Genomic DNA, 20810 nt, shown 5'->3' with positions numbered 1-20810 from the left:
GTCACCTGCTTGCGAGAGGACGGCGTCGCAAGTAGGTGACGAATTGCGTCAGGGGGAGACCACGGTCCCGCCCTGCACGATGTGCCGGAACTTCTCCGGCTCGGCCAGGACGCCGATGTCCTCCAGCGGATCCCGGTCGACGACGAGCAGGTCCGCGTGCGCGCCCGGCGCCAGCGTGCCGATCTCGCCGGTCAGGTTCAGCAGGTCGGCCGCCGTCGACGTCGCGGAGCGGACCACCTCCAGCGCGGACTGGACCTCGCCGCGCAGCCGGAACTCGTGGTTCTGGTGCCGGTGCATCCCGCCGAGCAGATCGCTGCCGTACACGAGTTTCACGCCGCCTCCGGCGGCCTTTTCGAGTGCGGCCATGCCCGCGCCGAGCACCTCGTCGACCTTGCGCCAGCTGGATTCCGGCAGCCCGTGCTCGCGCCCTTCCTCCTTCAGCGCCCAGTACGTGACCAGGGTGGGCACGAGGTACGCGTCGTGCCGGAGGAACAGTTCGACACTGCGGTCGTCGATCAGGTTGCCGTGTTCGATCGACCGCACGCCCAGTTCCAGCGCGCGGTTCACCGCGCGGGCGGTGTAGGCGTGTGCGGCCACGTAACGGTTGGCCGCTTCCGCCTCCTCGACGATGGCGCGCAACTCCTCGGCGGAGTACTGCGTCGAGTCGATCCGATCGGTGGGGGACGCGACGCCACCGGAGGCCATCACCTTGATGTGGTGCGCTCCCTTGCGCAGTTCGTCGCGCGCCGCGGCGCGGACCGCGTCGACCCCGTCGGCGACCCGGCCGAGACCGGCGCAGCACGGGTGATCGTCGCTGGCGTTGGCGCCGCGCGTCCGGCTGTCGCCGTGCCCGCCGGTCTGGCTCAGCGCGCGTCCGCAGAACAGCAGCCGCGGGCCGCGGAACAAGCCCTCGGCCTGCGCGTCGGCGAGGCCGTAGTCGGCGCCGGAGGCGTCACGGACCGTCGTGAAGCCCCGGTCCAGCATCCGGCTCATGGTGCGGGCACTGTGCGCGGCCACGTAGGAAGGTGACGACGCGGGCAGTGACCCGAGATCCGCGGTCGACGCGGTGACGTGCACGTGGGCGTCGATCAGTCCGGGCAGCACGAACGCGCCGCGCAGGTCCTCGGTCCGTGCGTCGCCCGCGGTGAGCCCGTCGCCGATCTCGACGATCCGGCCGTCGGCGCAGCGGAGGTCTCCCTCGGTGTACTCGCCCTTGACCGGGTCGAGCAGACGGGCGTTGCGCAGCAGCAGCGATCCGTTCATCGGGTCTCCTCCAGGAGTTCGCGCAGGGCCGGGGCCGCCAACGGTGCCAGTGAACGGGCCGCCGTGACGGAATCCTCGTCGTAACTGCCTTCGGCGTCGAGGAGGTTGAGGACGCCGAGCGTGCGGCCGCCGTCCACCACCGGCACGTTGATCACCGCGCCGCAGCCGAGCCGGTCGATGAGTTCGTGGTCGGTGAAGATCTCCCGCACCGCCGCGCTGTCCGGCCCGAAATAGGGCTCCTGGCCGGTGATGCACCGCTCCAGCCACCCGGCGGCCACCTCGACGGTCTTCTCGCCGCCGACCGGGTACTCGACCGGATGGCTGCTGTGCACCCGGCGCAGTGCCCGCCGTTCCGGCAGCCAGGCCAGCACGGTGAACAGCCGTACGCCGATCGTGGCTCGGGTCTTGTCCTCCACAGTGGACAGTGACACGGTCACTTGGTCATCTCCTTGGCGGTCTTCACGGGCGCGCCGTGTTCGGTCAGTTCTTCGAGTGAGCGGCCGGCGGTGGACAGGCCGAACACGACTACGACCACCACCCCGGCCACCAGGACGGCGGTGGTCATGCCGAAGACGCCGGCGAAGCCGAGGCTCGCCGCGGACAGGCCGATGATCGTCGGGGCGAGGATGCTGCCCACCCGGCCGAACGCGCTGGACAGCCCGGTCCCGCTGGCGCGGATCCAGGTCGGGAACACCTCGGGGGTGTAGGAGTACACGCCGGCGTAGGTGCCGTTGAGGAAGAACGACAGCACCGCCCCGGCGAGGGTGATCGACCACGGGGCGTCCATCTGGCTCAGCCAGAACGCGCTCACCGCGGAGCCCGCGAGGTACAACGCGATGGTGTGCTTGCGGTCGAGCCGTTCCGACAGCCACGCGGCGGAGAAGTATCCGGGGATCTGGGCGAGGTAGATGATGATGGAGAACTCGAAGCTCTTGGTCACCGTGATGCCGCGCTCGACGAGCAGCGTCGGGATCCAGGAGAAGAAGCCGTAGTAGGAGAACGTGATCACGAACCACACGGTCCAGATCACCGCGGTGCGGCGCGCCATCGCCGGGCTCCACAAGAACTTGAGCGCGCTGAGGAGATTGACCTTGGGGGTCTCCGTCGCGGGCTGCGCCTCGGCCTCGGCGACGGCGGGAAGTGGTTTCCCCGTCGCCTTTTCGACGTCCCGTTCCAGCTTCGCGACGATCTTCTCCGCCTCGGCGTTACGTCCGTTCGCGACCAGGAACCTCGGTGATTCCGGCAGCGAGCGGCGCCACCAGAGCAGCATGACGATCGGCAGCGCGGTGATCAGCTGCGCCACCCGCCAGCCTTCCGGCACCGTCGGGACGACGAACCGGCCGATCAGCGCGGCCATCACGAACCCGAACGAGAAGAACCCGGCCAGCGCGCCCACGAACCAGCCGCGGCGTTTGGCGGGGACGAACTCCGACAGGAACGGCGCGATGATGGCGCTTTCGGCCCCCGCACCGGCCCCGGCCAGCACCCGGGCACCCAGGAAGACCTCGTAGTTGGGGGAGAAGGCGGCGACCACCGAGAACACCGCGTAGAAGGCCAGCGCGTACATCATGACCTTCTTGCGGCCGATGCGGTCGCCCAGGAGCCCGGCGGCGATCGCGCCGAAGAGGAAGCCGAACGGCGTCGCCGAACCGATCAGCCCGAGCTGGCCGTTGTCCAGGCCCCAGACGGCTTTCGCGCTCGGCAGGAGGAAGGCGACGACGGCGGAGTCCATCCCGTCGAAGGTGTAGCCGAGCCCGCCGATCATCAGGAGTTTGTAATGGGGACGGCTCAGCGGGAGCCGGTCCAGTCGTGCCAGAAGCGTCATGGGGAACGCCTTCCGTGGTTCGGGCGACGAGGAGTCAGGAGAGTGCGGACAACGTATACTGCGTTTCGATAAAACTGCAATGGTTGTTGCAAGTGGTCCGCCGGGCACGATGCGTTACCGTGACGCCGTCGAGGGAGGGTGCGCGTGACAGGGACGGGAACCGACGACGGTTTCGAGGCGTGGCTTCGGGATCGCACACCGGAGCGCGGCCTGCGGCCGAAGGCGGCCGCCGTGCTCGAAGTGCTGGTCTCGCAACCGCGCCGCGCGTCGTTCGGCTCGACGGCCGAACTCGCCCAGCTCGCCGGGGTCAACGTCGCCACCGTCACCCGGACGGCGCAGGCGCTGGGTTTCGCCGGATGGCCGGCGCTGCAGCAGGAGTTGCGGGCGCGGTACATGTCGTCGCTGAGCGCGCCGCAGGTGGCCGAGGAACACCGGGACGTCGACTCGCCGGGTTCGGCGTCGCTGCGCCGCGACCTCGACAGCCTCGCTCTGCTCAACCGGCGCGTGGCCGAGGACGAGATCCGCAACGTCGCGGAGGCCGTCGCCGGGGCGCGACGCACGGTCGTGATCGCCGACGGCAGCTACGCCGCGGTCGGGATCGCGTTCGCCCACAACGCCCGGCTCGCCGGCTACGACGTCCACGCGATCACGGCGGGCGACGCCGAACTCGCCAACGCCACGGCGAAACTGACCTCCGAGGACGTGCTCATCGCGATCAGTTTCTGGCGCCTGTACGAAAGCACGGTGCTCGCCGCGAACGAGGCCAAGGCCAGGGGCGCGCGTGCCTTCGCCATCACCGACGCGGCCAGTCCCGCGCTGGCGGGCGCGGTCGAACAGGTGCTGATGGTGCCCGCCGAGGGTGTGACCTTCTTCCCGTCGCTGACCGCGGGGATGAGCCTGGTGCAGGCGATCGTCGCGCAACTCGCCGCCGTCGATCCCGTCCGCACCGGCGAGTCCATCGAGGCGGCCGAGGCCATGTGGTCGCGGTTCGACCTGCTGCACCGCCGCCCTGGGTCGGCCGATCGGACAGTGCCGAAAAGGCCGACCGGTCGAGGCGTCTCCGCCGGATGACCGATCCGACGGCCCCCGCCCGGAGGCGATCCTGGTTCCAGGCCGCCGGAACAGGCGGCAGGGGACCGAGGAGGCCGAAATGACGATCATCGCGACTCTGGGCGCTTACGCCGGGCTCGCCCTTCTGGTGCTGATGGCGGCGACCCCGCTACTGGTCGAACTCGATCAGCGCTTCCCGGTCACCCGCCGGGCGAAGGCGGCCGAACGGGAACGCCCGATGCCCTCCAGGCTGGCGTCGGCGTGACGCAGAGCACATATCCGTGCCCGTCCTGCCTCACGTGAGTGATTCGGGCTGCGCCGATTCGTAACTTTGTGTCGCGCTATGAAACGCTCTGTGACGTGACCGTGGATCTTTGCCCCAGTTCTCAACCCGTCGACGCGTTCGCTGAGTTCCGAAGGAACGTCGACGACCTGACCCAGGCGTTCATCGACGCCTGCCGTCAGGGCCGCAGTCCTGGGGACGCCACCCTCGACCTGTTGCAGCGGATCCACCGCGAAGACCGCAACTGGGTCGTCGTCCATCTGACCTTCGCCATCGCCGCGCTCGCGCAACAGCGAGCGCTCGCCGTCACCCGGCCAGGTGGCGTGACGGGTGCGCCGGAGCGCGCGTTGTTAACTTCCGCGAGTGACTGATCCGACCATCTCCGCGGTCATCGCGGTGTTCGCGGGATGCGTGCTCGCGGGCCTCCTGGCCGTCCCGTACATCGCCGCGAGTTACCGGCGCCGCGGAGAGCTGGGGCTCTGGCGGGTCCTGCTGGTGTTCGGGTTCCTGGTCTATGCCATGTCCCTGTGGACGTACACGTTGCTTCCCATCCCGGAGACGACCACCTGCGCCGGACACGCGGCCGGTCACCTGCAGCTGCGCCCGTTCCAGTTCGTCGCCGACATCCGCCGCGAACAGACCGGCGACGGTCTGCGGGCGTTCCTGCGCAATCCCGCCGTCCAGCAGGCGGTGTTCAACGTCGCCCTGTTCGTGCCGCTGGGGATGTTCGTGCGGCATCTCTTCCGGCGCGGTTTCGCCGCCACCGTCGCGATCGGCTTCGCGGTCTCGCTGTTCATCGAGTGCACGCAGCTGACCGGGGTCTGGTTCCTGTTCGAGTGCCCGTACCGCCTGGCCGACGTCGACGATCTGCTGACCAACACCCTCGGTGCCGCCGTCGGTTTCGGCCTCGCCCCATTGTTGCGGCTGCTGCCGGGGAACGAGCCGTCCGCGCCGCCGGGAACGCCGCGGCCGGTCACCACGCGCCGCCGGCTGCTCGGGATGGCCGTCGACGTCGTGTCGGTCATCCTGCTCGGCACCACCGTCGGCATCGTGACGACCCTGCTCGCCGGCGAACCGAACACCGTGGTGACCGCGCTGATCGGCACCTTCCTGCCGGCGCTGCTCCTGGTGTTCGTCGTTCCCGTCGCGGGCAACGGCGCCAGCTTCGGCCAGCGGGTCGTGTTGCTGCGCCCCGTCGGCCCGGATGGCGGGAAGCCCGCCCTGTGGCGGATGGCCGTGCGGTTCCTGGCCGGCTCCGGCGGGTACTTCACGCTGCTCACCCTGGCGTCGGTGGCCAACAGCGGGTTCGAGCCGCTGGCGAACCTGTTGTTCTTCGCCAGCGGGATCCTCGCCTTCCGGCCCGAGGGTCACCAGGGACTGTCCGGTCTCATCGCCGGCCTGCGAATTGCCGACGCGCGGACCCCCGACGACTTGGCCGAGCCGAGCCTCGTGAGTGGTAAGGACGGTTAGGGCCAGGGTGTCGTAAGTGCCTACTGCAGGTGCACGGAATGGCGCTTTCGCGTGATCAGCTGGACGACTCGCGTGATTGGACGGACGACACGCGTGATCAGCTGGACGACACGTGTGATCCGGCGGACGGCTCGTGGCGGGGCCTGGCTGTGGTCGTGTCGTCCATCCAGTCACGCGTGTCGTCCGTCCAATCACGTGACATCGCCGGTACCGCTCCGGCGAGCGTGTCGCGAAAGCCACTTTCGAGACGTCTGGTGTCCCGAAAGTGGCTTTCGCGACACACCTCCAGAACCCGCGGGGACTCACGAGACCCGGCCTGGGGGCGCCACCCGATCGGGTCGACCCTGCCCGTCCCGCGCGTCATTGCGCCTGGCAGTGCGCCGGTGCCGGAACACTCGCCCGGTGGACGTGGAGACGATGGACGAAGTGGCCGACTGCCTGCTGTCGGTGGCCTGGAACATCTTTCCGCTGACGGGGAAACCTCCCGCGCGCCCGGGGAACCGGCCGGACGAGATCCGGAGCCTCCTCGTCGACGCCTGCCATGACGCCGGGTTGCGAGCCCGTGAATGGGCGGCGGAGCACGGCGCGGGCACCGAGGAGGATCGCCGTCCCTTCCTGCGGCTGGCGGAGGTCGGGACGGACGCGAATCTGTTACTGGGCATGGTTTCCGGCACGCTGGTGGCCGATCACGAGCGGGTCCGCCGCCGCTGGGCCGAGATCGAGACCCTGGCCGCCGAGGCGGGCGAACTCGCCGTCCTGATCAAGGGGCGGCCGGTGGGCCGGCCGCCCCTCGCCGCGGGAGATCAGTCCTTTTCGAGCGTCAGGTCGTAGCGGTCGAGCACCTCCTTGACGGGCTGGAAGAACGTGGTGCCGCCTTCGTCGCAGTCACCGGAGCCGCCCGAGGTCATGCCCTGTGCCTGCACGAGTTTCGTGCCGGAGCCCGACGAGGGCCGGCTGACGAACGAGCCGCCGGAGTCGCCGGGTTCGGCGCAGGCGTCGGTCTGGGTGAGGCCTCGCACGATGTTCCCGTTGCCGTAGTTCACCGTCTGGTTCAGCGCTTCGACCCGCCCGCAGTGCCAGTGGGTGGTGATCCCGGACCGGCAGACCCGGCCGCCGACACCGACCACGTCGGCCCCCTCGATCCGCACGTCGGAACCGTCCTCGTACCGGTCGACCCGGGGCGGGGTCGAGACGTCGGACTGCGTCACCTTGACCGTCCCGTAGTCGTTGCCGGGGAAGGAAGACCTCGCGACCTTGCCGATCGTGCCGCCGACGCCGCGCACGGTGCCGCCGAGTTCGGTGCAGTGGCCGGCGGTGATCACGTAATGATCGTCGTCGTCATAGGCGTTGAAGCCGACCGAACAGGCACCACCGCTGAAGTACAGGCCTTGCCCGCCGATCACGCTCCACAAGGGCCGCGGCGCGCTCTTCACGTGTTCCACCCGGACCGGGACCCCGGCGGAAGTGGCCCACGCCAGACCGGCGGGATCGCCGCCCACCACACTGACCACGACGTCGTTCGACGGCACGTCCACGTACCAGCCGGCGACCGAGCCGGGCAGGCCCGCGGTTCTGTTGTCCAATGTGGACTGGATCCGCTTCAGGTCGGTGGCGCTGTGCCTGAGCACTTTCGGGATCGCGCCCGCGGCGCGGATGTGGGAAGACCGGCTCGCGTCGGTGGTGCCGACCATCAGGTCGCCGGTCGTGGTGTCCAGCCAGGAACCGGCGAACGCGGTGCCGAGCGAGGTGCCGAGTTTCTGCTGGGCGGCGGCCACCGAGGCCGGGCCCGCCGCTTCGTTCAGCACCGAGGCCGCCGCGGAAACGGGTGACGCGAAAGCGGTGACGGCTGCGGCGGCGCCGATCAGGACGGTCAGGGTGCGCAGAGGACGTCGAATCACGAAAACCTCCATGAGTGCACGGAAATCGTTGCGGGGAAGCGCTTCTTGATCGACGTTACGACAGGGGCCCACCCGTCGAATGCCGCCATTTGAGTAGCGCCGGGAATTCGCCTTTCCGGCTCAGCGGAAGGGCGGCTCCTCACTCGTGTGAGTGGGGATTGCACGATTTGCCGTCCCCATTCCGCCGACCGGCGAACGACACTCTGCGACGTTCATACGCCCGTTCGGGAAAGGGACTTTCCTGACCGGAAACAGCAGATCACCTGATGGTGTCCGCGCTGAACCCATTCGCCCGCATCGGTGACGAACGCGTTTCTCTCACCAGCAGGAAACGAGGCCCGCCGTGAACATCAGGCCGACGGTGAGCACGGGCGCCGCGAACAGCGCCAGTGCTCCGCCCGCGACGGCGCGCACCCGTTCCGGGAATCGCGCCGGGCCGCTCGCGTGCCGGGCCAGCCAGCGCAGCCGGAGCGCGGTGTCGTCGCCGCCGGCGGCATGGATCGACAGCAGCGCCGACCGCACGGTCTCCGGCCCGTGCCCGGTCGCGGCCGCCCGGTCGGCGGCCAGTTCGACGAGCAACCGGACCGCGCCGGGGAGTTCGCGCATGAGCGGGACGAACCGCAGTACGCGGCCGAGGGTTTCGGCGCAGCCGGCCAGAAGGTGGTGCCTTCCGCGCAGATGAGCGCGTTCGTGGGCCAGCACCGCGTCGAGTTCGAGGGGAGAGAGCCTGCCCGCCAGGCCGTGGCTCGCCACGATCAGGCCGTCGCGGCCGCCGAGGCTGTAGGCGATCGGACGCTCGTCGGGCAGCCACAGCGTGAGCCCCGGCCGGGCGCCGGACAGCCGGAGCACGTCGAGATGGCGCCGGTGCAGCAGCGTGCTGTGTTTCCGGCGCCGCGCGGTCGACACGGCGAGGCGGGCCGCCGCGATCGCGACCGCGGTGCCCGCGAAGGTGCCGGCGAGCGGATCGAGGCCGGGAAGACCGCTGTGGCCGACGGCCGCCCAGCACTCGTGAAGCAGCCGGGTGATGGCCCTGGCGGGCCCGTGGTCCGGCAGGACGAGAAGCAGGACGGCGCCGAGGGTGCCGACGAGGACGCCGAGCGCGGTCAGCAGCCACCACGCGAGTGCCGTGCCGGGAGTGATCCCGCCGACGGTCAGCCTGCCGAGCAGCCGGGGCGAGCACCAGCCGACCACCACCACGCCGAACAGGAGCACCGCCGCCAGGATCATCGCTTGCCGGGCTTCCGTCGCAGGGCCCGCCGCAGGATGTCCGACTCCTCTTCGGTGACCGAGCGCGCGAAATGCAACAGCACCGATTCCCGGTCCTCCGAGGCGTCGAGAAGTTCGCGCAGGCTTTGCGCGGTGGCCTCCTCACGGGTCGCCACCGCGCGATAGCGGTACGCGCGATTCTCCATTTCGCGCTCGACCCATTCCTTGCGGTGCAGGTTGTCCAGCACCGTCATCACCGTGGTGTAGGCGAGGTCGCGATCCCGGTTGATCGCCTCGAGCACCTGGCGCACCCGCAAGGGTTCCGCCGCGTCCCAGAGCACGTCCATCACCGACGCTTCGAGCTCGCCCAGCCGTTGCATGACACCTCCGCCGGGAAGGATACTGTGCCGCTCCCGCTCAGCCGACGATGCGCCGCGCGCCCATCAGATGCCCGTCGCCCTTCACCGAACGGACATCGACCAGCTGGCCTTCCGTGGGCGCGTCGACCATCTTGCCGCCGCCGACGTACATGCCGACGTGGTGGATGGCTCCCGGGTTGCCGGTGCCGTCGTCGTAGAAGACGAGGTCGCCGGGGACGAGCGCGTCCAACGGGACGGCCTTGCCCACGGTGTATTGCTGGCGGCTCGTGCGCGGAAGCGAGATCCCCGCCTGCTTGTACGCCCACGACGTCAGGCCCGAGCAGTCGAATTCGCTCGGTCCGGTGGCGCCCCATTCGTACTGCGAGCCCCGTTTGGACAGTGCCGCCTGCAGCGCGTCGTTCGCGGCGCCGGGAGGGCCGAGGTACGAGCCCTTGTCCTGGACCTTGCCGAGTTTCGCCTTGTCGCCTGCGGGCAGCTGCCCGAGTGCCTGCCGCACCTTGGCGATCTGGTCGTCGAGGTCCGCCTTCCTGGTCCGGACCTGGTCCAGCGCCAAGGCCGCGTCGTTCGCGGCGAGCTGGGCCGTTTCCCGCGCGTCCTCCGCGGTCGTCCGCGCGGTCTGTGCCTGCGCGAGCGCGTCCCGCAGGCCGTTCAACGCCTTGGCCTTCTCGTCCGCCAGGACCGACAGCGCGGAGGAGCGGTCGAGGAACTCCTGCCTGCTGCCGCTGTCGAGCAGCAGGACGGCGTTGCCGAGCCGCTCGCCGCTCATCGCGGACCGCGCGATCGCCTCGACCTGCGGCCGGAAGCGATCGATCGCCGACCGCGCCCGCGTGAGCTCGCCGTCCGCGCGGCCGACGTCGGCGGTGGCCTGGTCTCGTTCGCTCTCGCGGGTCTTCAGCCGGTCCTGGGATTCCTGCAGGTCCTCGTCGGCCTTGGCCGCCTGGGCGCCGAGTTCCTGGTAGCGCCGCATCGGATCCTGGCTGTCCGGCGCGGGTTGCGCGCTCGCGGGGAGCGTGCCGAAGCCGAGGATCATGAGGGCGGCGGTGGCGACGAGGGGGTGCCGCGGTGAGCGCCGGTGTGGGGTCACGGGTGCCGAATCTCCTGTCTCACAGGGGCAACTATCTCGCTTAGTAGTACGGGGACCGTTGTGAGTGCCCGGTGAAGTCCTACTAAAACCGCTAGTACTAGGCAGCATGGGAGATGAAGCCGATCTTTGCTACGGTGGGAACCGTGAGTGTCTTCCCGGCTACTCTTCGTCGGCTCGTCGTGGCCTTGCTGGTGCTGGTCGTGGCGGGAGGCGTCCCCATTGGCTGCCTGGACGACGGGCACGGCGACGCCCTCGCCGTCACGTCGGTCTCTCATGACTCGCCGTGTCCGCCGCGCGAGGGACATGCGCACCCGCGCTCGCTCGCCGCCGTCGCGGTCCGAAGTGAGGAAGCTTCGCCCGTCCAGGCTGTCCCTGCTCGCTCGGAACCCGTCGTTTCGCCTTTGGCACAAGGGAACATTCGGCTGCTTCCGGTCGTCCGAAGCGGACCCCGGACACTCGTCGAGTTGTGCGTCTCGCGGACCTGACCTGCCTGTGCCGTCCAGGTCCTGTCCGCACGAAGCACACAGAAAGACGAATCCTCGATGAACGCAGTCCTGCCCCGGTACACGGCGCCGGCCGTCGGCAACACGCCCGTGCTCTGGATCGACGAACGGCTCACCGGTTCCGGTAAGGGTTTCTGGGCCAAACTGGAGGGCTTCAACCCCGGCGGTATGAAAGACCGCCCCGCGCTGCACATGGTGGGAGCGGCCAAGGCCCGCGGCGACCTCGCCGACGGCGCGCTGATCGTCGAGTCGACCAGCGGGACGCTCGGGCTCGGTCTCGCGCTGGCCGGGATCGTCCACGGGCACCCGGTCACCCTGGTCACCGACCCCGGCATGGAGCCCATCGTCCGGCGGATGCTCGTCGCGCACGGCACCCGCGTCGACCTCGTCACAGAGCCGCATCCGGTGGGCGGCTGGCAGCAGGCGCGCCGGGACAGGGTCCAGCGCGTGCTGGCGGAGCGGCCCGGCTCCTGGTGCCCTGACCAGTACCACAACCCGGACAACGTGGCCGCGTACGCGACCTTGGCCGACGAACTGGCCGCGCAACTGGGCCGGATCGACGTACTGGTGTGCTCGGTCGGCACCGGCGGGCATTCGGCCGGGACCTTCCGCGCCCTGCGACGGTACTTCCCGCATCTGCGCCTGGTGGGCGTGGACACCGTCGGGTCGACGATCTTCGGGCAACCGGCCACCTCTCGGCTGATGCGCGGGCTCGGGTCGAGCATCCATCCGCGCAACGTCGACTACGACGCGTTCGAGGAGGTCCACTGGGTCGCGCCCGCCGAAGCGGTGTGGACCTGCCGCCGTCTCGCCGCCGCCCAGTACGCGACAGGGGGCTGGAGTGTCGGCGCGGTCGCCCTCGTGGCCGCCTGGCTGGCCCGCACGCGCGATCCGGACGTCCGGATCGCGGCGATCTTCCCGGACGGCCCCCAGCGCTATTTCGACACCGTCTACAACGACGAGTACTGCGCGGGACACGGTCTCCTCGACGTCGTCCCGGCACGGGAGCCGGACGTCATCGCGCATCCCGGTGAGCGCGTGGTGGAGCGCTGGACCCGGTGCCGCACGATCGTGGACCCCGCGCGGTGACCGGGTTCGCCGAGCGCTTCCGCTCTTTCGACCGGCCCAGCAAGGTGTTGATGGTCAACCAGTTCACCATCAACGTCAGCTTCTACATGCTGATGCCGTATCTCGCCGGCTACCTTTCGGGCCCGCTGGGACTGGCGGGCTGGGCGGTCGGCCTGGTGCTGGGGATCCGCAACTTCTCCCAGCAGGGCATGTTCCTGGTCGGCGGCACGCTGGCCGACCGGTTCGGCTACAAACCGCTCATCGTCGCCGGCTGTGTGCTGCGGACGGCGGGATTCGCGCTGTTGAGCGTGACGTCGTCATTGCCGTCGCTCATCGTCGCGTCCGCGGCCACCGGGTTCGCCGGGGCACTGTTCAACCCGGCGGTCCGCGCCTATCTCGCGGCGGATGCGGGGGAGCGGCGGCTGGAGGCCTTCTCCGTGTTCAACGTGTTCTACCAGGGCGGGATCCTCGCCGGGCCCGTGGTCGGGCTGGCACTGACGGCCGTCGACTTCCGGCTGACCTGCCTGGTCGCCGCCGCGGTCTTCGGAGTCCTGACCGTGGTGCAGATACGGGCGCTGCCCGCGCACGAAAGCGACGGGGCCACCTCTTCGATCTGGTCGGACTGGCGGATCGTCGCGGCGAACCGGTCCTTCCTGCTCTTCGCGCTGGTCATGATCGGCTCGTACGTGCTGTCCTTCCAGACCTACCTCGCCCTACCGATGGAAGCCCGCCGGATCACCGGCTCGGAGACGTCGGCGACCGTGCTCATCGCGGGGCTGTTCGTGATCTCGGGCGGCCTCGCGATCGCCGGGCAGCTCAAGATCACGGCCTGGTTCAAGGACCGGTGGCCGCCCGGCACCTGCCTGGCCGTGGGGATGGTGTTCATGGCCTTGGCCTTCGTCGCCCCGCTGACGGTCGCCCGGGCGGGACCGGCCGCGGCCGGCGCCGGACTGCTGCTGTCCGCCGCGTTGCTGGCCGTCGGCACGGTCGTCGTCTTCCCGTTCGAAATGGACACCGTCGTGCGGCTTTCCGGCGATCGGCTGGTCGCCACGCACTACGGCTTCTACAACACGATCGTCGGAGTCGGCATCCTCCTCGGCAACCTCTTCACCGGCACCGTCTTCGACCTCGCGCGCCGGGCGGGCTTCCCGGAGTTCCCGTGGCTCGCCCTGACGGTGATCGGCGTCGTCTGTGCCTGGGGATTGCGCGGTCTCGACCGCAGCCGCCTTCAGACGAGTGTCGTCCAGTAATCCCAGAAGGCCTGCAGAACCGCGACGGTGATGGCGGCGTACCAGACCACGAGGACCACGCTGTGGTACCGGATCGCCGCCTTCACCTCCGGTCCTTTGTGGAGGTTGTGCAGCGTCGTGTACCAGAAGACGGCGATGGTGACCGCCCAGACGACCATGCAGTACGGGCACAGCGCGCCGATGACGTACAGGCTCTGCAGCATCAGCCAGTGCACGAAGACGACACCGAGGGCCGAGCCCGCTTGCAGGCCCAGCCAGTACCAGCGAGGGAGCTTCGCGCCACCGAGCAACGCGACCCCGGTCGTCACGACCACACCGAACCCGGCGATCCCCAGCAACGGATTGGGGAATCCGAGCAGTTCGGCCTGCGGTGTCTTCATGATCGACCCGCAGCTGAGCACCGGGTTGACACTGCAGGTCGGGACGTAGGAGAAGTCCTTGAGCAGCGCGATCTTCTCGACGGTGAGCACGAACGAAGCCACCAGGCCGATCGCTCCGCCGGCCACCAGCACCCAGGGCGTCACCCGGACGGCGAACGGCGTCATTCGGTCAGCTCCCGGTCGATGACGGCCTTGAGCCCCTGATAGGACGGTGACCCCGAGAACTTGACGCCGTTGACGAAGAACGTCGGCGTGCCCTCGACGCCGATGTTCGCGCCGTCGGTGCGGTCGGCCAGCACCCGGCCGAGCGTGACCGGGTCGTCCAGCGCCGTTTCGAAGGCTCGCAGGTCGAGGCCCAGTTCACGGGCGAACCCGAGGAAGGTCTCGCGGTGGGAGACCTGCTGATCGCCCCACTCCGGCTGCTTCTCGAACATCAGGCGGTACATCGGTTCGAGTTTGCCCTGCTTACCCGCCGCCTCCACGGCCCGCGCGGCGAGTTCGGCGTTCTGATGGCTCGGGATGGGGAAGTAGCGCAGCACGAACGTGACGCGGTCGCCGTACTCGGCGCGGAGGCGTTCGACGCCGGGAAACGCGGCGCCGCACGCCTCGCATTCGAGGTCGAGGAACTCCACGACGGTCACCTTGCTGCCCGCCGGGTCGGAGAGCCGATGGCTGTCCGGCCGGACGAGGATCGACGCGGGCACCACCGGGGGAGCGTCGATCGCCTCCTCGCTCGGGGCGTCCTCACCCAGATTGGTGACGATCAGCAACGCGGCCACGACCGCGACGACGACGGCCACGACCGTCAGGGAAACCTTGGTGTTCTTGGTCATTCTGGTGTTGTCCTTGGCTCGGTTCCGGCAACTGAAAGCGGCGTGGGCGGCCGGATCAGGTACGGGAAACGCAGAGCTGGACGAGTGGTGGTGTGGTCGTCGAACGTTTTGCCGGCGAGGACGGCGGTACACCCGTCCCACCGGGGCGATGACGCCGGACGAACAGGACGAGCACGGCCAGGAGCGCCACACCGATGCCCGCGACGTCGTCGAGGTGGTTGTCCGGAAGGGGCTGGTCGGCCGGGCTCAGCAGGGCCGTCGCCGTCGAGCATTCGTCGGCCGGGGCCGTGGTGTGAGTGGCTTCGGCGGCGAACAGGGGAGCGCAGGGCGAGCCGGCCGCCGCCGCTCCGTCACTGCACAGGGCGCCCTGCAGGAGGGCGACAGCGGTGAGCACGGCCAACACGGCGAAAAGCCGTGCTGTCATCCTCACTGTCCGTCCGCCGGTCACGCGGTGCAGGGTAGAGGTGACCTTGTAAAGCCGGGGCGAACTCGGACGAACCGGCCTACAGTGGTCGGCTATCCGAGTGGAAGGACAACCCCTTGCCGAGTTTCAAGGATGTCTACGCGGTCCTGCCGGTCTCCGACCATGCCGCCGCGGTCGCCTGGTACGAGCGGTGGCTCGGGCGGCGGCCCGACACCGAGCCCATGGAAGGCGTCGCGGAATGGCAGATCACCGGGAACGCCGGACTCCAGGTGACCCACGATCCGGAAACCGCGGGTAAGAGCACCCTGGTCCTCGTCGTCGAGGACATCGACGAGACCGTCGGCGACCTCACGGGGCGCGGCGTGGAATGCGGCCCGATCCAGGACTTCGGCTTCGTCAAACTGACGGAGATCGTGGATCCGGCGGGCAACAAGGTCACCTTCGTCTGGGAGAACCCTTCGCCGGAGTAGTTCTTTCCGGAAGATGACGGGATCGCGCGGAGCGTTGCCCGTGGCGGCCGACGATGGTCCGATTCCCTCCGTCAACGACTCTGGAGGGAATCCCATGAAGCATTCGAGGCGCAAGACCCTCGCGCTGGCACTGCTGGTGCCGTTCGCCACGCTCGTCGCGGTGCCCGGCGCCGAGGCGGCGACCGAACGCACGATCAAGGTCGTCACCTACAACGTGGGTGACGCGGGCGGCCTCAAGGCCGACCTCGTCCGTCTCATCGAGACCGAACGCCCCGCCGTCATCGGGCTGCAGGAGGTCGCCGACCGCGAGGAGGTGGTGAAGGAAGCCGCGGCCGCGGCGGGGTATGTCGCCATCTACGAATCGGACCGCCGCGCGGTCAAGCACAACGCCATCCTCGTTCGCGGCAACCTGACCGTCACCGGTCACGGCGCGCAGGAGATCTCACCCGCGTCCAAAGTGGACCCGTCCACGCCGGGTACCGGCCCCGCGGAACCCGGCGACTGTGGCTGCTGGGTGCCGCCGAAGTACGTCAACTGGGTACGAGTGGGAGGCGCGGGCTTCGAGTGGGTTGTGGGCGTCGTGCACCTGACGCCGTCCGCGCAGCGGTTCGCGCTCAACCGTGAACTGCACAATCTGCAGGTCCGCGCCACCGCGGACTGGTTCTCTTCGCGGGTGGCCGAGCCCGTCGTCATGGGCGACTTCAACGCCGAGCCGGGTTCGGACCTGATGGCGGGGCTGCGGCGCGTGGCCGATTCCTCCAGTGCTCCTAGCCACGCCACCAGGTCCATCGACCATGTGTGGGCGAAGAAGGACTCGACCGGGTCCGAGGTGGACGCTCTCACCGGCTACGGAAGCGACCACCGTCCCGTCCGCGCTCGGGTGACGGTGACCCGATGATGCGACGTGCCCTGATCGCCATCGTGTGCGGCGTCAGCCTGCTGACCGGCGTGCCTGCCGCGACAGCGGAAACCGGTCCGCGCGACGAGTCGCTGGACTTCCGGTTCCCGGCGGCGGATCTGATGCGGATACCGGAGACGAACACCTACGTCGCCGTCGGTGCGAGCATCCCGGGCAAGAAGCTTCCGTACACCAAGGTCGAGTTCAGTGGCGGATCGTTCCAGCGCCGCGGCGCCGTCGACGGTGACGCGTGGGACGGCGTCACCTTCCCCGCGGGCTACTGGGCGAGACCCGACTCTCCACTGTGGACACCTGCGCTGTTCGCGCATCAGGAGGACGGCCGGGTCGTCTACTACGTCTTCTACAGCGCGGCGCTTCCCGGCCCCGAGCCCGCCGGCCAGGCGAAGCACTGCATCGGCTACGCCACCTCGCTGCGGGCCACGGGAGGCTTCGCCGCCAACGCCGATCCGCTGTTCTGCCCGGAACGCGGGTGGGCGATCGACGCCGACGTGAGCAGGGGACAGGGCGAGGTATGGCTGACCCTGCGCAACGGCGCGTGGACGCAGGACCGCGTCACCGCATTGGGGGCGGCGAAGCTGGAGTTCGACCGGCCCCGCCACGTGCGGCGGATAGCCGAAGCCAACGCGAAGAAGCTCATCGACAACGCGAATCTGGAGTGGACGCACCACAACAGCCCGGCCGACGACGTCCTCACGATCGAGAATCCCAACGCCGTCCGCATCGACGGTGACTGGTACCTCTTCTATTCGGGGAACAACTGGTACGCGAACCGCTACGCGACCGGCGTCGCGTACTGCGGAACCGTATTGACCGACAACCGGTGTACCCCGATGGCCGAGCAGCGCGCGTATTTCTCCTACCAGCCGGACCCGGACGCCGAGCCGCGGTTCCGGCCTGGCCTGCCGGACAAGTATCGCAAGAAGAACCTGCCGGGCAACAAGCGCGGACCCGGGGCGTTCAACGCGTTCCAGGCGCCTGACGGTTCATGGTGGGCTTCGTGGAACTACATCACCGACGCGAGCTTGCTTCCGCATGAGGATCCGTCGCCGGAACGGCGGAGCCGGATCGCCCGGTTGGCGAAAACCGGTAGTGGGGCAGCGGCCGAGTTCAGCGTCCAGTGGTGACTCGCCGGATGATTGATCTCCGGAAGACCGGGTAATCGCCTCCTGCCGGTTTCCACCAGCCGACCCCGACCCGAACGGAGTTGAGAACCATGACACACGCGATCGAAGATCCTCAGTCGTCGACCGAACGGGTGACGGTACCCGAACCACGCGGCGAGGCCGATGCCCTGGAGGACCCAGTGTTCGAACTCGAGCCGACGATCGTCCTCGGCCGGGAGTGACGGACGGCCTGCTCCTACTCGCTCTGGCGGGCGCGAGCCGTCTCCCGGCGGCTGGCCTTCTCGAGCGCCGTGACCAATTGGCTCTTCGACATGCGTGAACGCCCGCGAATCCCCAGTTCGCGGGCCCGCTGGTACAGATGGTCCTTTCCGGCTCGCGCGTCGACGCCGCCGTGGGTGCTCTTGGTGCGCTGCCCGGCGCCACCCGCGGCCTGCTCGTCGGACGGCCCGGGGCGCTCCTTCGGCTCCCAATGATCACCGACCTTCTCGAAGGAGTGCTTCACGGCGGCGAACGCGGTCTGGGCGGCGCGGCGGCCGGGGCCGTAGGTTTCGAGCGCCGAATCATGCGCGGCCACCCAGGTGTCCTGTGCCTCGCGTGGCGAGCGCAAGAGCGTGCTGGGCAGGTCTTCCCGTCCTGGCATGGTTGACCTCCTCACTCACGGGATCGCGCTGTCGGATAGCCGGTCGCGGGCCGGCCGAAACCACCTGGTCCTCGCACGGACGTGGTGGTAGGGCGAGCCCTACCCCAGGGCGTAGAGCAGCCGAGACGACGAATCCGCAAGCTGCCCCGATGGTCCGGGACGAGGCGAGCCGCGATGCTGGATCCCATCGATCCGAAGTACCCGAACGAAGGAAATGTATGTCGAGAGTGGGTTCCATGCGCCGCAACCTGGTTCGTGCCGCCGCGGTCGCACTGGCAGGTGCCGCCTGCGCGCTCGCGGTGCCCGGCAGCGCCGGTGCCGTGGTGAACGGGAAGAACTCCACCGAGCGTTACGAGTTCATGGCCTCGATCCCGGAGGTCGTACCCGAGCTGAACAACGCCAAAGGTGTCTGCGGGGCCGTGCTGGTCCACCCGCAGTGGGTGGTGACCGCGGCGCACTGTGTCGACCCGGCGAACAACCCGGCTCGGCCGGAAGGGACGGTGCGCATCGGCAGCGAACGGCGGACCTCCGGCGGCACCGTGCGCACGATCGACCGTTGGGTGCGCCACCCCGGTTATCAGCCGGGTGGGCCGAACAAGAACGACATCGCGCTGGTGCGCCTGGACCGCCCTGTCGCCGAACAGCCGATCCGCATCGCCGACCGTCCCGGCCGTCCCGGCACGCCGACCCGCTTGCTGGGCTTCGGCACCACGGTCGACACCGCCGACATCTCCGAAGCGGTTTTCCCGGAACGACTCCAGCAGCTCGACACCCGCCGTGGGGCGGTGTCCGAATGTTCGCCCGGTTACGCGGACTCGACCCGGCTCTGCACGATCAGCCGCGAGCCCGGTGCGATGGCGTGCATGGGCGATTCGGGCGGACCGCAGGTCCAGCGCGGGAAGTGGGGCCGGTGGGAGCTGATCGGCGTCACTTCGGGGCCCGGCGACGACGACGTCCCCTGCGCCAACGGCCCCGGCCTGTACACCAGCGTGCCCGCTTACCAGGGCTGGATCCACCGCACCATCCACGGACACCGCTGACGTACCGGCACTCCGGCTGCGGGCGAGACTCTTCCTCGCCCGCAGCCGGCGCTCTACCGGGGCGCGAGGGCCGCCAAGGACGACAACGACGCCTTGTGCAGGTTCGAGATGATGTTCCTCGGCTTGTCCGCGGCCTTGCTGTAGTAGTGCGCGCCGGACTCGTACGCCAGGTACACGTTGCTGCCGTAGACCGTCAGCCCCTCGGACATGCTCGGCGCGCGGAAGCAGTGCTTCTTGGCCGTGTCCAGATCCTTGTCACCGGCGCCGCGCCGGACCACATAGAGGTTGCTGCGGTTGTTCCTGCCGTGCGAAGTGCTGTAGACGAACAGGTCCTTGGTGACGATGAGGCCCTGCGTCTTCGTCGGCACCTCCCACGATCCCGGCCGCGCTTGGTGTCTTCGAACTTGCCCGCCCACAGCGTGTCGCTGGGGCCGTGGCTGGTCAGGAAAGAGGAGGCGTAGACGGTCTGAGCGGTCCCGTCCTGCTCGATGGGCAGCGACTTCATGATCGCGTTCTTCAGCTTCGCCAGCGAGTACTTGCGGACCGTGTCGCCTTGCCCGACACGAAGGCCCAGCCCTGTTTCTCGAATACGGCGATCCCGCCGACGTGGGAGTAAGCGAGCAGTGCCTGGCCGGCCTGTTCGCCGGTCTTGGCGTCGATCCCGATGATGATCGCGCTGCGGTGCCCCGACTCGGACGAGGTCACGAGGATCAGGTCGGTCGATCCGTCTCAGTTCGACCAGGTCGCCGTGCCCTGGGGATGTCGGTCGCCAGCGCGGGGACAGGGCGGCTCTTGCTGAACCGGTTGTCGTAGGCGTAGGAGGCGGATTCCCCGTGGTAGAAGGGGCCGTCCTTGCCGCTGGACTTCGTGTCGCAGGTGATGGCCGCCGCCTCGGCGGAGGCGGTGCCCACCACGGTGAGGCCGAGCAGTGGTCGTACGTCCAGTTTTCAACTGGGACTCGCGGGAAGCGTTCGCGGTTCCCTGGATGCCGATGCCCGCGCACCGACGAAATAGGGAGGATCGGTTCGCGGCAGCGACGGTCGCCGCCTCGGCCCGGCCTTCGCGTCCGGAGCACTCTCGGGTCACGCGACGGGCGGGATTTATCCGTGCCACCGCGTTCCGCGGCGCCTCGAACCGCCGGCGACATGGAATAGAGTGGACCGGATATCCGGAAGGGAAAGGCGTTGTGCATGACGAGTCGGTTGGAATGGGCGACCATCGACAGCGTGGATCCGCGGCGGCTGGCGGATTTCTGGTGCGGCGTTCTGGGTTACGTCGTCTATGAGGACAAGAACGGCTCCACGGTCGCGATCGGACCCGATCCGGAGGAGCCGGACGAACAGCGGCTGGCCGCGTTGCGTGACGGGCCCGCTGTGCCGAATATGGTCTTCGTCCGTGTTCCCGAGGCCAAGACCCCCGTCAAGAACCGGCTGCACTTCGAGATCTGTCCGATCGACAGTGACCAGCAGACCGAACTGGAGCGATTGCTCGCGCTCGGCGCGTCCAAGACGGATGTGGGGCAGGGAGACGGCCGGTCGTGGGTGGTACTGGCCGACCCGGAAGGAAACGAGTTCTGCCTGGCGCGCAGCCTCGCGCCGGGGGAATTCGACCTGTAGTCCGGAGTCGCGGGATGGGTTGTCTGGCGGGAACCGGGGTTTCGGGTGTTGACCGCCGGTCGCGGTCCGTGGCCCGTGGCGTCG

27 protein-coding genes are annotated in these 20810 nt (G+C 69.1%); 13 read left to right on the top strand and 14 right to left on the bottom strand.

What is annotated here, in order from left to right:
* Nucleotides 1–48 precede the first annotated feature (48 nt).
* The 3 genes from CVV72_RS11590 to CVV72_RS11580 are packed head-to-tail and all read right to left on the bottom strand — an operon-like array spanning nucleotide 49 to nucleotide 3088.
* Complete coding sequence (locus CVV72_RS11590; RefSeq protein WP_219152439.1) at nucleotides 49–1263, bottom strand: amidohydrolase family protein; 1215 nt, start codon at nucleotides 1261–1263, stop codon at nucleotides 49–51.
* A complete protein-coding gene (locus tag CVV72_RS11585) occupies nucleotides 1260–1700 on the bottom strand; it encodes a GAF domain-containing protein (protein WP_219152438.1) in 441 nt (146 codons plus the stop codon). Before CVV72_RS11585 ends, CVV72_RS11590 begins: the two co-directional genes overlap by 4 nt.
* Nucleotides 1697–3088, bottom strand: a complete 1392-nt coding sequence (locus tag CVV72_RS11580; RefSeq protein ID WP_219152437.1) for an MFS transporter — start codon at nucleotides 3086–3088, stop codon at nucleotides 1697–1699. Before CVV72_RS11580 ends, CVV72_RS11585 begins: the two co-directional genes overlap by 4 nt.
* A gap of 144 nt (nucleotides 3089–3232) precedes the next feature.
* Here CVV72_RS11580 and CVV72_RS11575 point away from each other — a divergent pair, with 144 nt between their 5' ends.
* The 5 genes from CVV72_RS11575 to CVV72_RS11555 all read left to right on the top strand — a co-directional run bounded on the left by CVV72_RS11575 (nucleotide 3233) and on the right by CVV72_RS11555 (nucleotide 6722).
* A complete protein-coding gene (locus CVV72_RS11575; protein WP_219152436.1) occupies nucleotides 3233–4159 on the top strand; it encodes a MurR/RpiR family transcriptional regulator in 927 nt (308 codons plus the stop codon).
* 79 nt (nucleotides 4160–4238) lie between these two features.
* Nucleotides 4239–4403, top strand: a complete 165-nt coding sequence (locus tag CVV72_RS11570; protein WP_219152435.1) for a hypothetical protein — start codon at nucleotides 4239–4241, stop codon at nucleotides 4401–4403.
* 95 nt (nucleotides 4404–4498) lie between these two features.
* Nucleotides 4499–4792: a hypothetical protein gene (locus CVV72_RS11565; protein ID WP_219152434.1), complete on the top strand. Its 294-nt coding sequence runs from the start codon at nucleotides 4499–4501 to the stop codon at nucleotides 4790–4792.
* Complete coding sequence (locus CVV72_RS11560; protein WP_219152433.1) at nucleotides 4785–5891, top strand: VanZ family protein; 1107 nt, start codon at nucleotides 4785–4787, stop codon at nucleotides 5889–5891. The genes CVV72_RS11565 and CVV72_RS11560 overlap by 8 nt, the downstream gene beginning before the upstream one ends.
* A gap of 402 nt (nucleotides 5892–6293) precedes the next feature.
* Entirely contained in the window at nucleotides 6294–6722 is a 429-nt protein-coding gene (locus CVV72_RS11555; protein WP_219152432.1) for a hypothetical protein, read from the top strand.
* On the opposite strand, the gene CVV72_RS11550 is transcribed toward CVV72_RS11555, so the two are convergent.
* From CVV72_RS11550 to CVV72_RS11535, 4 genes are all read right to left on the bottom strand, one after another.
* The gene (locus CVV72_RS11550) at nucleotides 6695–7789 is read right to left on the bottom strand and encodes a S1 family peptidase (RefSeq protein ID WP_219152431.1); all 1095 of its coding nucleotides are present in this window, start codon (nucleotides 7787–7789) and stop codon (nucleotides 6695–6697) included. The genes CVV72_RS11555 and CVV72_RS11550 overlap by 28 nt on opposite strands.
* A gap of 318 nt (nucleotides 7790–8107) precedes the next feature.
* A complete protein-coding gene (locus CVV72_RS11545; RefSeq protein ID WP_219152430.1) occupies nucleotides 8108–9016 on the bottom strand; it encodes a M56 family metallopeptidase in 909 nt (302 codons plus the stop codon).
* Entirely contained in the window at nucleotides 9013–9375 is a 363-nt protein-coding gene (locus CVV72_RS11540; RefSeq protein ID WP_034306262.1) for a BlaI/MecI/CopY family transcriptional regulator, read from the bottom strand. The genes CVV72_RS11545 and CVV72_RS11540 overlap by 4 nt, the downstream gene beginning before the upstream one ends.
* A gap of 37 nt (nucleotides 9376–9412) precedes the next feature.
* Nucleotides 9413–10459 (bottom strand): C40 family peptidase, encoded by a 1047-nt coding sequence (locus CVV72_RS11535; RefSeq protein WP_219152429.1) that lies wholly within the window; start codon nucleotides 10457–10459, stop codon nucleotides 9413–9415.
* 542 nt (nucleotides 10460–11001) lie between these two features.
* On the opposite strand from CVV72_RS11535, the gene CVV72_RS11530 reads away from it, so the two are divergent.
* Nucleotides 11002–12051 carry a PLP-dependent cysteine synthase family protein gene (locus CVV72_RS11530; RefSeq protein WP_219152428.1) on the top strand — a complete coding sequence of 350 codons (1050 nt, stop codon included), beginning with the start codon at nucleotides 11002–11004 and terminating at the stop codon, nucleotides 12049–12051.
* Nucleotides 12048–13280: an MFS transporter gene (locus CVV72_RS11525; RefSeq protein WP_219153908.1), complete on the top strand. Its 1233-nt coding sequence runs from the start codon at nucleotides 12048–12050 to the stop codon at nucleotides 13278–13280. The genes CVV72_RS11530 and CVV72_RS11525 overlap by 4 nt, the downstream gene beginning before the upstream one ends.
* Here the strand turns inward: CVV72_RS11525 and CVV72_RS11520 are convergent.
* The 3 genes from CVV72_RS11520 to CVV72_RS11510 are packed head-to-tail and all read right to left on the bottom strand — an operon-like array spanning nucleotide 13259 to nucleotide 14917.
* Nucleotides 13259–13825: a vitamin K epoxide reductase family protein gene (locus CVV72_RS11520; RefSeq protein ID WP_219152427.1), complete on the bottom strand. Its 567-nt coding sequence runs from the start codon at nucleotides 13823–13825 to the stop codon at nucleotides 13259–13261. The genes CVV72_RS11525 and CVV72_RS11520 overlap by 22 nt on opposite strands.
* Nucleotides 13822–14493: a thioredoxin domain-containing protein gene (locus CVV72_RS11515; protein ID WP_219152426.1), complete on the bottom strand. Its 672-nt coding sequence runs from the start codon at nucleotides 14491–14493 to the stop codon at nucleotides 13822–13824. Before CVV72_RS11515 ends, CVV72_RS11520 begins: the two co-directional genes overlap by 4 nt.
* Nucleotides 14494–14548: 55 nt before the next feature.
* Entirely contained in the window at nucleotides 14549–14917 is a 369-nt protein-coding gene (locus tag CVV72_RS11510; RefSeq protein ID WP_219152425.1) for a hypothetical protein, read from the bottom strand.
* A 116-nt stretch (nucleotides 14918–15033) separates the two neighbouring features.
* On the opposite strand from CVV72_RS11510, the gene CVV72_RS11505 reads away from it, so the two are divergent.
* The 4 genes from CVV72_RS11505 to CVV72_RS41595 all read left to right on the top strand — a co-directional run bounded on the left by CVV72_RS11505 (nucleotide 15034) and on the right by CVV72_RS41595 (nucleotide 17651).
* On the top strand, nucleotides 15034–15387 hold the full coding sequence (locus tag CVV72_RS11505; protein ID WP_219152424.1) for a VOC family protein: 354 nt from the start codon (nucleotides 15034–15036) through the stop codon (nucleotides 15385–15387).
* A 94-nt stretch (nucleotides 15388–15481) separates the two neighbouring features.
* Entirely contained in the window at nucleotides 15482–16285 is an 804-nt protein-coding gene (locus tag CVV72_RS11500; protein ID WP_219152423.1) for an endonuclease/exonuclease/phosphatase family protein, read from the top strand.
* Nucleotides 16282–17430 carry a family 43 glycosylhydrolase gene (locus CVV72_RS11495; RefSeq protein ID WP_219152422.1) on the top strand — a complete coding sequence of 383 codons (1149 nt, stop codon included), beginning with the start codon at nucleotides 16282–16284 and terminating at the stop codon, nucleotides 17428–17430. Before CVV72_RS11500 ends, CVV72_RS11495 begins: the two co-directional genes overlap by 4 nt.
* Before the next feature lie 89 nt (nucleotides 17431–17519).
* On the top strand, nucleotides 17520–17651 hold the full coding sequence (locus CVV72_RS41595; RefSeq protein ID WP_255632634.1) for a hypothetical protein: 132 nt from the start codon (nucleotides 17520–17522) through the stop codon (nucleotides 17649–17651).
* A 14-nt stretch (nucleotides 17652–17665) separates the two neighbouring features.
* Here CVV72_RS41595 and CVV72_RS11490 read toward each other — a convergent pair whose 3' ends face one another.
* Nucleotides 17666–18070 carry a ChaB family protein gene (locus tag CVV72_RS11490; protein WP_219152421.1) on the bottom strand — a complete coding sequence of 135 codons (405 nt, stop codon included), beginning with the start codon at nucleotides 18068–18070 and terminating at the stop codon, nucleotides 17666–17668.
* 236 nt (nucleotides 18071–18306) lie between these two features.
* On the opposite strand from CVV72_RS11490, the gene CVV72_RS11485 reads away from it, so the two are divergent.
* Nucleotides 18307–19110 (top strand): trypsin-like serine protease, encoded by an 804-nt coding sequence (locus tag CVV72_RS11485; RefSeq protein ID WP_255632633.1) that lies wholly within the window; start codon nucleotides 18307–18309, stop codon nucleotides 19108–19110.
* 53 nt (nucleotides 19111–19163) lie between these two features.
* Here CVV72_RS11485 and CVV72_RS11480 read toward each other — a convergent pair whose 3' ends face one another.
* From CVV72_RS11480 to CVV72_RS11470, 3 genes are all read right to left on the bottom strand, one after another.
* Nucleotides 19164–19478 carry a hypothetical protein gene (locus tag CVV72_RS11480; RefSeq protein WP_219152419.1) on the bottom strand — a complete coding sequence of 105 codons (315 nt, stop codon included), beginning with the start codon at nucleotides 19476–19478 and terminating at the stop codon, nucleotides 19164–19166.
* Between the two features lie 148 nt (nucleotides 19479–19626).
* Nucleotides 19627–19815 carry a hypothetical protein gene (locus CVV72_RS11475; RefSeq protein ID WP_219152418.1) on the bottom strand — a complete coding sequence of 63 codons (189 nt, stop codon included), beginning with the start codon at nucleotides 19813–19815 and terminating at the stop codon, nucleotides 19627–19629.
* 5 nt (nucleotides 19816–19820) lie between these two features.
* Nucleotides 19821–20021: a hypothetical protein gene (locus tag CVV72_RS11470; protein WP_219152417.1), complete on the bottom strand. Its 201-nt coding sequence runs from the start codon at nucleotides 20019–20021 to the stop codon at nucleotides 19821–19823.
* A gap of 279 nt (nucleotides 20022–20300) precedes the next feature.
* On the opposite strand from CVV72_RS11470, the gene CVV72_RS11465 reads away from it, so the two are divergent.
* Nucleotides 20301–20726 carry a VOC family protein gene (locus CVV72_RS11465; RefSeq protein ID WP_219152416.1) on the top strand — a complete coding sequence of 142 codons (426 nt, stop codon included), beginning with the start codon at nucleotides 20301–20303 and terminating at the stop codon, nucleotides 20724–20726.
* The last annotated feature ends 84 nt before the right edge of the window (nucleotides 20727–20810 follow it).

The organism is Amycolatopsis sp. TNS106, assembly GCF_019330265.1.
In the GTDB taxonomy this organism is placed as follows: domain Bacteria; phylum Actinomycetota; class Actinomycetes; order Mycobacteriales; family Pseudonocardiaceae; genus Amycolatopsis; species Amycolatopsis lurida.
This window is presented reverse-complemented; position numbering and strand designations above follow the sequence as displayed.

Bases quoted from the DNA above. Each gene is read 5' to 3' on its own strand.
- CVV72_RS11485 (WP_255632633.1), top strand. From the start codon at position 18,307: ATGCGCCGCAACCTGGTTCGTGCCGCCGCGGTCGCACTGGCAGGTGCC.
- CVV72_RS41595 (WP_255632634.1), top strand. From the start codon at position 17,520: ATGACACACGCGATCGAAGATCCTCAGTCGTCGACCGAACGGGTGACG.
- CVV72_RS11500 (WP_219152423.1), top strand. From the start codon at position 15,482: ATGAAGCATTCGAGGCGCAAGACCCTCGCGCTGGCACTGCTGGTGCCG.
- CVV72_RS11465 (WP_219152416.1), top strand. From the start codon at position 20,301: ATGACGAGTCGGTTGGAATGGGCGACCATCGACAGCGTGGATCCGCGG.
- CVV72_RS11570 (WP_219152435.1), top strand. From the start codon at position 4,239: ATGACGATCATCGCGACTCTGGGCGCTTACGCCGGGCTCGCCCTTCTG.
- CVV72_RS11515 (WP_219152426.1), bottom strand. From the start codon at position 14,493: ATGACCAAGAACACCAAGGTTTCCCTGACGGTCGTGGCCGTCGTCGTC.
- CVV72_RS11510 (WP_219152425.1), bottom strand. From the start codon at position 14,917: ATGACAGCACGGCTTTTCGCCGTGTTGGCCGTGCTCACCGCTGTCGCC.
- CVV72_RS11495 (WP_219152422.1), top strand. From the start codon at position 16,282: ATGATGCGACGTGCCCTGATCGCCATCGTGTGCGGCGTCAGCCTGCTG.
- CVV72_RS11590 (WP_219152439.1), bottom strand. From the start codon at position 1,263: ATGAACGGATCGCTGCTGCTGCGCAACGCCCGTCTGCTCGACCCGGTC.
- CVV72_RS11545 (WP_219152430.1), bottom strand. From the start codon at position 9,016: ATGATCCTGGCGGCGGTGCTCCTGTTCGGCGTGGTGGTGGTCGGCTGG.
- CVV72_RS11580 (WP_219152437.1), bottom strand. From the start codon at position 3,088: ATGACGCTTCTGGCACGACTGGACCGGCTCCCGCTGAGCCGTCCCCAT.
- CVV72_RS11490 (WP_219152421.1), bottom strand. From the start codon at position 18,070: ATGCCAGGACGGGAAGACCTGCCCAGCACGCTCTTGCGCTCGCCACGC.
- CVV72_RS11540 (WP_034306262.1), bottom strand. From the start codon at position 9,375: ATGCAACGGCTGGGCGAGCTCGAAGCGTCGGTGATGGACGTGCTCTGG.
- CVV72_RS11530 (WP_219152428.1), top strand. From the start codon at position 11,002: ATGAACGCAGTCCTGCCCCGGTACACGGCGCCGGCCGTCGGCAACACG.
- CVV72_RS11520 (WP_219152427.1), bottom strand. From the start codon at position 13,825: ATGACGCCGTTCGCCGTCCGGGTGACGCCCTGGGTGCTGGTGGCCGGC.